General features: G+C 75.4%; 1 pseudogene. It reads left to right on the top strand.

From position 1 onward, the window contains the following. Positions 1-772: pseudogene (locus tag D180_RS12100) on the top strand (cell surface protein); the annotation flags it as partial.

Below are 772 nucleotides of genomic sequence, written 5' to 3'. Positions count from 1 at the left end.
TGGGGTCGGCGGCACCGCACTGGGCGCCAGCGCCGATGCCAGCGGTTTCGCCGCCTCGGCGGTGGGCGTGGGCGCCTACGCCGGCGGTGCGCAGGCGTCGGCCTTCGGCGCGGTGGCCAACGCCACCGGCGACTACGCCACGGCGGTCGGCACGCAGAGCGTGGCCACCGGCACCAGCAGCGTCGCGGTCGGCGGTCCGGCCGACCTGATTCCGGGGCTGGGCCTGTTCGTACAGACCCAGGCCAGCGGCGCCAATGCCGCCGCGTTCGGCGCCGGCGCGATCGCCTCGGGCGACGAATCCACCGCCAGCGGCAGCATGACCGAGGCCTCGGGCCTGCAGAGCACCGCGCTGGGCTACTTCGCCTATGCACCGGGCGACCATGCCAGCGCGCTGGGCGCGCAGTCCTGGGCCAGCGGCGCCAACAGCACCGCGCTCGGCTACTACAGCACCGCGTTTGCGGCCGACAGCGTGGCGCTGGGCGCCAACGCGGTGGCGCGCCGGGCCAACACGGTCTCGGTCGGCGATGCCGGCAGCGAGCGGCAGGTCGTCAACGTCGCCGCGGGCACGCAGTCCACCGATGCGGTCAACCTCGCGCAGCTGGATGCGGTGCGCGCCACTGCCGAAAGCACTTCCAAGTTCTTCGCCCACAGCGGCGGCGGCACGGTCGGCGCCTATGCCGACGGCGCCGGCGCGCTGGCTGCCGGCGATGCGGCCAATGCCTACGGCAGCGGCGCGGCGGCGTTCGGCAGCGGCGCGGCGGCGATGGGCGAT

Source organism: Xanthomonas sp. SHU 166 (assembly GCF_000364685.1).
Taxonomy (GTDB): domain Bacteria; phylum Pseudomonadota; class Gammaproteobacteria; order Xanthomonadales; family Xanthomonadaceae; genus Xanthomonas_A; species Xanthomonas_A sontii.
Note: the sequence above shows the minus strand (reverse complement) of the source record. Positions and strands in the feature narration are given on the sequence as shown.